The 6932-nt window shown below is 58.8% G+C and carries 7 protein-coding genes and 1 riboswitch; of the genes, 4 read left to right on the top strand and 3 right to left on the bottom strand.

Translation table 11 applies throughout. From position 1 onward, the window contains the following. Positions 1–8 precede the first annotated feature (8 nt). From MYY08_RS11740 to MYY08_RS11730, 3 genes are all read left to right on the top strand, one after another. On the top strand, positions 9–1292 hold the full coding sequence (locus MYY08_RS11740) for an MFS transporter (RefSeq protein ID WP_038625255.1): 1284 nt from the start codon (positions 9–11) through the stop codon (positions 1290–1292). A 52-nt stretch (positions 1293–1344) separates the two neighbouring features. Then, a complete protein-coding gene (locus MYY08_RS11735; RefSeq protein WP_038625254.1) occupies positions 1345–2817 on the top strand; it encodes a mannitol dehydrogenase family protein in 1473 nt (490 codons plus the stop codon). Positions 2818–2905: 88 nt separating this feature from the next. Next, entirely contained in the window at positions 2906–3592 is a 687-nt protein-coding gene (locus tag MYY08_RS11730) for a GntR family transcriptional regulator (protein ID WP_038625253.1), read from the top strand. Positions 3593–3629: 37 nt separating this feature from the next. On the opposite strand, the gene fbaB is transcribed toward MYY08_RS11730, so the two are convergent. From fbaB to thiM, 3 genes are all read right to left on the bottom strand, one after another. Beyond that, positions 3630–4682, bottom strand: a complete 1053-nt coding sequence (gene fbaB, locus MYY08_RS11725) for a class I fructose-bisphosphate aldolase (protein WP_288014325.1) — start codon at positions 4680–4682, stop codon at positions 3630–3632. Between the two features lie 152 nt (positions 4683–4834). Next, on the bottom strand, positions 4835–5632 hold the full coding sequence (thiD, locus tag MYY08_RS11720) for a bifunctional hydroxymethylpyrimidine kinase/phosphomethylpyrimidine kinase (RefSeq protein WP_288014323.1): 798 nt from the start codon (positions 5630–5632) through the stop codon (positions 4835–4837). Continuing rightward, complete coding sequence (gene thiM, locus MYY08_RS11715; protein WP_038625250.1) at positions 5629–6420, bottom strand: hydroxyethylthiazole kinase; 792 nt, start codon at positions 6418–6420, stop codon at positions 5629–5631. The genes thiD and thiM overlap by 4 nt, the downstream gene beginning before the upstream one ends. A gap of 33 nt (positions 6421–6453) precedes the next feature. Next, a riboswitch (TPP riboswitch) is annotated at positions 6454–6550 on the bottom strand. Positions 6551–6849: 299 nt separating this feature from the next. Between thiM and MYY08_RS11710 the strand changes: the two genes are divergently transcribed. After that, the coding region (locus MYY08_RS11710) for an IS1 family transposase (RefSeq protein ID WP_353738460.1) at positions 6850–6932 on the top strand (83 nt) is incomplete at its 3' end.

Below are 6932 nucleotides of genomic sequence, written 5' to 3'. Positions count from 1 at the left end.
GAGTTACCATGTTCAAGAACTTGCGCTGGACCATCGTACTTCTACTGTTTCTGGTCTACATGATCAATTACCTCGATCGTGTCGCCCTCTCGCTGACGGTGCCGATGATCGAAAAAGATCTGATGCTGAATGCCGAGCAGTTCGGCATGATCTTCGGCAGCTTTTTCTTCGGTTACGCCCTGTTTAACTTTATCGGCGGCCTCGCGACCGATAAATATGGCCCGACGCTGGTGCTGGGCATTGCCGTAGGCATGTGGTCGCTGTTCTGCGGGCTGACCGCCGTCGCCACCGGTTTCTGGTCGATGCTGATCCTGCGCGTGCTGTTCGGCATGGCGGAAGGACCGATCTGCGCCTCGGCCAATAAGGCGATTAACGGCTGGTTCCCGAAAAAACAGGCGGCGACCGCCATGGGCTTTCTTAGCGCCGGATCGCCGCTCGGCGGCGCGGTGGCCGGGCCGATTATCGGCTATCTGGCGTTGGCATTCGGCTGGCGTCCCGCATTTGTCATTATCTGCTCTATCGGCATCGTCTGGATGATCGTCTGGTTCTTTGTCGCCGCTGACAATCCGGCGCGCAGCAAACGCGTCTCCGACGAAGAGCGCGCGCTAATCGAAAAATTGAAAGAGGCGCAGCCAGGCGATGAACCTGAACTGGCGCAGGCTTCGCACGGACTGGGCTACTATCTGCGCCAGCCGATTATCCTGGTCACCGCCTTCGCCTTCTTCTGCTACAACTACATTCTGTTCTTCTTCCTGAGCTGGTTTCCGGCCTATCTGGTACAGGCGCACGGGCTGGATATCAAATCGATGAGCATGACTACCGTGATCCCGTGGATTGTCGGCTTTGTCGGCCTGGCGCTGGGCGGCTGGATCTCCGATAAGATTTTCAACATCACTGGCCGGCTGCTGCTGTCGCGAAAAATTGTGCTGGTGGTCGCGTTACTGGCCGCCGCCCTTTGTGTCGCGCTGGCCGGTACGGTAGAAGGAGTAACGTCTGCGGTGCTGCTGATGTCGATCTCGATCTTCTTCCTCTATATCACCGGCGCTATCTACTGGGCGATTATTCAGGACGTGGTGCATAAGAGCCGCGTTGGCGGGATCAGCGGTTTTATTCATCTGGTAGGCAGCGTGTCAGGGATTATCGGCCCGATCGTCACCGGCTTTATCGTGCAGCATACCGGCAAATTCGATAGCGCATTTGTGTTGGCCGGCGTGATTGCCGCGCTTGGCGCTTTCCTGGTGCTGTTCGTGGTGAAAAGCCCGAAAGCCAGCAGCAAACCTGTTTCCGTCTAATTTCCCGGCGCGCTCCGGCGCGCCTTTTACATTAAGTAAGAAGGACTTTCGCATGCTATCCGTCGAGAAACTGGCCAACGACGTTTCACTTCCCGATTACGACCGCACGCGGCTGCGCCCGCGTATTCTGCATATCGGCTTCGGCGCCTTTCACCGCGCTCATCAGGCGGTATGCGCCGATCGCCTGGCGCGCGAACAGCAGAGCGACTGGGGCTATATCGAGTGCGGAATCAATTTACAGGGCAACAGTAAACTGGTCAGTAACCTGCGCCAGCAGGATTGTCTTTATACCGTTACCGAGATGGCGGACAGCGGCAAAACATCACGCGCGATCGGCGTGATTTGCGATACCGTCGATGCGCGTACTGACGGCATCGAGGCGGTGATAGAGGCAATGAGCCAGCCGGAGATCGCGATTGTTTCGATAACCGTAACGGAAAAAGGCTACTGCCATCATCCCGCCAACGGCCAGCTCAACCTTGAGCATCCGGTGATTCAGCATGACCTGGCCAACCCTGACGCGCCGCACTCGCTGCCCGGCGTGATCCTCGCCGCGGTCAAGCGTCGACGCGAGCGCGGCCTGCCGCCCTTTAGCGTGATGTCCTGCGATAATATGCCGGAAAACGGGCACGTTACGCGCAATGTTGTGGTGCAGCTGGCGGAAAAGCACGATGCGGCGCTGGCGGACTATATTCGTCACCACCTGACCTTCCCTTCCACCATGGTCGATCGCATCGTACCGGCCATGACGCAGGAAGCGCTGGACGAACTCGGCGAAACGCTCGGCTGTTACGATCCGGTCGCCGTGCAGTGCGAACCCTTTTTCCAGTGGGTGATCGAAGATAATTTCGTCAACGGACGCCCGGCGTGGGAAAAAGCTGGCGCGGAACTGGTGCAGGACGTGCTGCCGTTTGAAGAGATGAAACTGCGCATGCTCAACGGCAGCCACTCGTTTCTCGCCTATCTCGGCTATCTGGCGGGCTATCAACATATCAGCGACTGCATGGCCGATGAGCACTTCCTGCACGCCGCGCGCACGCTGATGCTGGCGGAACAGGCGCCTACCCTGCGCACGCAGAATGTCGATCTTACCGCCTATGCGGACTCGCTGATCGCCCGTTATCAAAACCGCGCCATCAAGCATCGCACCTGGCAGATCGCCTCTGACGGCACGCAGAAACTGCCGCAGCGCTGGCTGGACAGCATCCGCTGGCACCTGGCGCATAACAGCCGGTTCGACCTGCTGGCGCTGGGCGTGGCAGGCTGGATACGCTACGTTGGCGGCGTCGATGAACAGGGCGCGCCTGTTGAGATCAACGATCCGCTGAAGGAGACACTGGCGCAGCGGGTAAGTGAAAGCGCCGACGGCGAAGCGCGCATTGCCGCGCTGCTTTCGCTGCAAAAAGTGTTCGGCGAAGATCTGCCCGCAAACGCGCAGTTTACCGCGTGCGTGCTGCACTTTTACCAACTGCTGCAACAGCATGGGGCGAAAGAAACGGTCAAACGGGTAATAACAAGCTATTGATTATTCCTGTAATGAAAGCGCTGGCGCGGAGTTGACGGGCTGTTTAGACTGAAAGCTTTCGCGTCCAGCCAGTCCAGGAAGTTGTCGCATGTCGATACCCTACACTATCACCACCAGCGAACCGGTTAACCAGCAGATCTACCGTTTTTTGCGCCGGGAGATTGTTACCTGCATTATCCCACCGGGTTCGCTGCTGTCGGAAAAAGAAGTCTCCTGCCGTTTTAATGTTTCACGTCAGCCGGTGCGTGAAGCGTTTATTAAGCTGGCGGAAGCGGGTTTGGTGCAGATTCTGCCGCAGCGCGGCACCTTTGTACGCAAAATTTCCGCTCAGCGGGTGGCTGACGGCCGTTTTATTCGCGAAGCGGTAGAGATCGCCGTGGTGCGCCGCGCCGCCATGGAAGCGACGCCCGCCGCGCTGATGGCGCTGGAGCATAACCTGCAGCTACAAAAAATGGCGGCGCAGCGTCATGATGCGCAGGCCTTCCTGCAGCTGGACGATGAGTTTCATCGGCTGATCGCGCAGAGCATCAACTGCGAACTGGCCTGGGAGACGGTGGAGAATATCAAAGCCACCATGGATCGGGTGCGTTTTCTGACGCTCAGCAAGGTATCGCCGCCGGAAAGCCTGATCGATCAGCATGAAGAAATTCTGCATACCCTGCGTAATCACGATCCTGACGGTGCGGAAAAAGCGATGCGCCACCACCTGCAAGAGATGATTTTTTCCATTACGCCCATCGCCGAGCAGAACAGCGAATGGTTTGAGCAGGTGTAAAGAGAGGCGGGACGACGCAGCATCGTCCCGCTGACCATCAGGCGATGGTAATATTCTTCGACAGATAAACATCCTGGACGGCATTGATCAGCGCCACGCCATCACGCATCGACTTCTTAAACGCCTTACGTCCCATAATCAGCCCCATGCCGCCAGCGCGCTTATTGATCACGGCGGTGCGAACCGATTCAGCGGTATCGGTTTCGCCTGCGGAGGCGCCGCCGGAATTGATCAGCCCGGCACGTCCCATATAACAGTTCGCCAGCTGATAGCGCACCAGATCGATCGGATGCTCGCTGGTCAGCGTGTCATAGACGCGCTTGTCGGTATGACCGAATTTCAGCACGTTATAGCCGCCGTTATTTTCCGCCATTTTCTGCTTCACGATATCCGCGCCGATGGTGGCGGCCAGATGATTCGCCTGGCCAGAGAGATCGGCGCTGACATGATAGTCCACGCCATCTTTCTTGAACGCGTTATTGCGCAGATAGGCCCAGAGCACGGTCACCATGCCCAACTCATGCGCGCGCTCAAAGGCGGCGGAGATCTCTTCAATCTGGCGACGCGACTGCTCGGAACCGAAATAAATGGTCGCGCCGACGGCCACGGCGCCCAGGTTGAATGCCTGCTCCACGCTGGCGTAGAGCGTCTGGTCATACTGCGCCGGATAGCTGAGCGTTTCGTTATGGTTCAGCTTGACCATAAATGGGATTTTATGGGCGTAACGGCGCGACACCGCCGCCAGCACACCGTAGGTTGAGGCGACGCAGTTACAGCCCGCCTCCAGCGCCAGTTCGACGATATTCTTCGGATCGAAATAGAGCGGATTGGCGGCGAAAGAGGCGCCAGCGGAATGCTCCACGCCCTGATCAACCGGCAGGATAGAAAGGTAGCCGGTGCCCGCCAGGCGACCGGTATTGTAAAGCGTCTGCATATTGCGCAGCACGGCAGGAGAACGAGTGTTGTCGATCATCACCCGATCGACATAATCCGCGCCCGGAAGATAAAGGCTGTCCGCTGGAATGGTCATGCAGCGATGTTGCAGAAGGCTGTCCGCTTCGTTGCCCAATAACTGTACGATGTCCGTCATGTTAGCTCCTGAGTGTTTAAAGGGGATCGCATGCTCCGATCCGTTGTCGGGCCGCCCGACGACCCGGCACAGACTGGCCCCTTTTCAGCCGCTAACGCAAACTGCTGACTCCATTTTTCAGAAATCTCCGCCGGTAAACGTTGCGTTACGCCCTACCACCAGCGATAAAAATGGTGCACCGGCCCAATGCCTTTCCCGACTTCCAACGTATCGGCCTGCGCCAACGCGCCCTGGAGCCAGGCTTTGGCCGCCGCGATGGTGCTTTCCCAGTCGGCATGACGCGGACGCAACGCGGCAAGCGCCGATGAAAGCGTGCAGCCGGTGCCGTGGGTATTGCGCGTGGCGATGCGCGGCGCAGTAAAGCGCTGCTCACCCTGGAGCGTAAAGAGCCAGTCCGGGCTTTCGGCATCGCTGAGATGCCCCCCTTTAATCAGCACCGCCTCGCAGCCCAGCGCCAGCAGCGCTCTGCCCTGCTGTTTCATCTCCTGCTCGTCGCGCGCGTGCCCGGTTTCCAGCAGCGCCGCCGCCTCCGGCAGGTTGGGTGTAATCAGCGATACCCGTGGCAACAGCCGTTCGCGCAGCGTCGTCACCGCCTGCGGCGACAGCAGCGCATCGCCGCTTTTCGCCAGCATCACCGTATCCAGCACGACCCAGGGCACCGCGGCGCGACCGAGCCGTTCTGCCACCGCCTCGACAATATCGCTCTCCGCCAGCATGCCGATTTTTACGCTGTCGATACGCAGATCGCTCAGCACCGAATCGAGCTGCGCGGCGACAAACTGCGGTTCGATGCGATAAACCGACTGTACGCCGCAGGTGTTTTGCGCCACCAGCGCGGTAATGACGCTGGCACCGTACGCGCCCAGCGCGGAGAAGGTTTTTAAATCGGCCTGAATGCCAGCCCCGCCGCTGGGATCGGTGCCGGCGATAGTTAATGCATTGATTCTCATGCCAGCGCCTCCGCATTCAGGTTCCACAGCGCATCGAGAAACGCCGGAATAAAACTGCCCGGTCCCTGTGCGCGGCTCGCCGCCAACTCGCCTGCGCGCGCCATAACGCCACAGGCGCTGGCGATATGCTGTAGCCGATCGCCCGGCAGCGCCGCAAAGCCCGCCACTACCGCCGATAGCGCACAGCCGGTGCCGACCACCCGCGTCATCAAAGGCGATCCGCCCGGCACTTTCAGCGTGCGTTCACCGTCGGTGACGTAGTCCACTTCGCCGGTCACCACTACGATGGCGCCGCAGCGCTGCGCCAGCCGCTGAGCGGCGGAAAGCGCTTCTTCCGCCTGATGCTGCGTATCAACGCCGCGTCCGCCGCTCTGCTGAAGCGACAGCGCAAGAATTTCCGAGGCGTTGCCGCGAATGGCGGCGGGTTTCAGCGTCAGCAGCCGCTGACAAAAATCAGTGCGCAGCCGTAGCGCGCCGACCGCCACCGGATCGAGCGTCCAGGGCGTGGCGGCTTTGCGGGCCTCCTGCGCCGCCGCCAGCATCGCGTCGGCGCGCGTACGGGTTAAGGTGCCGACGTTAATCAGCAGCGCATCGGCAACGGCGCTAAACTGCGCCGCTTCTTCAGCATCAATGACCATTGCCGGCGAGGCGTGCAGCGCCAGCAATACGTTAGCGGTAAAGGTCTGAACCACATCGTTGGTCATGCAGTGAACCAGCGGCGCGCGCTGGCGGAACAGAGAGAGGGAGCGCGCGGTAAACGCGGCATCAGGCAGGTCAGGCTGTTTCATAGGTCTCCTGGCCGGCGCTCAAGAAGGCAATGCCGGACAGGCATCTGACTTCCCTACGCTGGCATTATCCAGATCAGGTAATACGGGTATTTCTCAGCCTTCACGCAGAAGGGCACCCCGAGTCAAATAATTAAAAATCAATACATTACGATTAACGTCCCGTTAATCTCTGTTCTGGATCATGCCAGCGGGAAGTCAAAGACACAACCCCTCAAAAACGGCATGTGCTCTACACCGCGTTCAAGGCTGTGGCCCAACAGTAAACGACAGACAAAAAAGCCAGGTTGCCCCAGCCTCATTTGTTGTTAATTGTCGTTGTCGCTGCTCGTGCATTTAAGACAGAATCACTTTAATAATGGGTCCTGAAAGAGGAAGGTGATGCTGCCAACTTACTGATTTAGTGTATGATGGTGTTTTTGAGGTGCTCCAGTGGCTTCTGTTTCTATCACCTGTCCCTCCTGTTCAGCTACTGACGGGGTGGTGCGTAACGGCAAAAGCACTGCCGGACATCA

This window comes from Mixta sp., assembly GCF_024610815.1.
Taxonomy (GTDB): Bacteria; Pseudomonadota; Gammaproteobacteria; order Enterobacterales; family Enterobacteriaceae; genus Mixta; species Mixta calida.
This window is presented reverse-complemented; position numbering and strand designations above follow the sequence as displayed.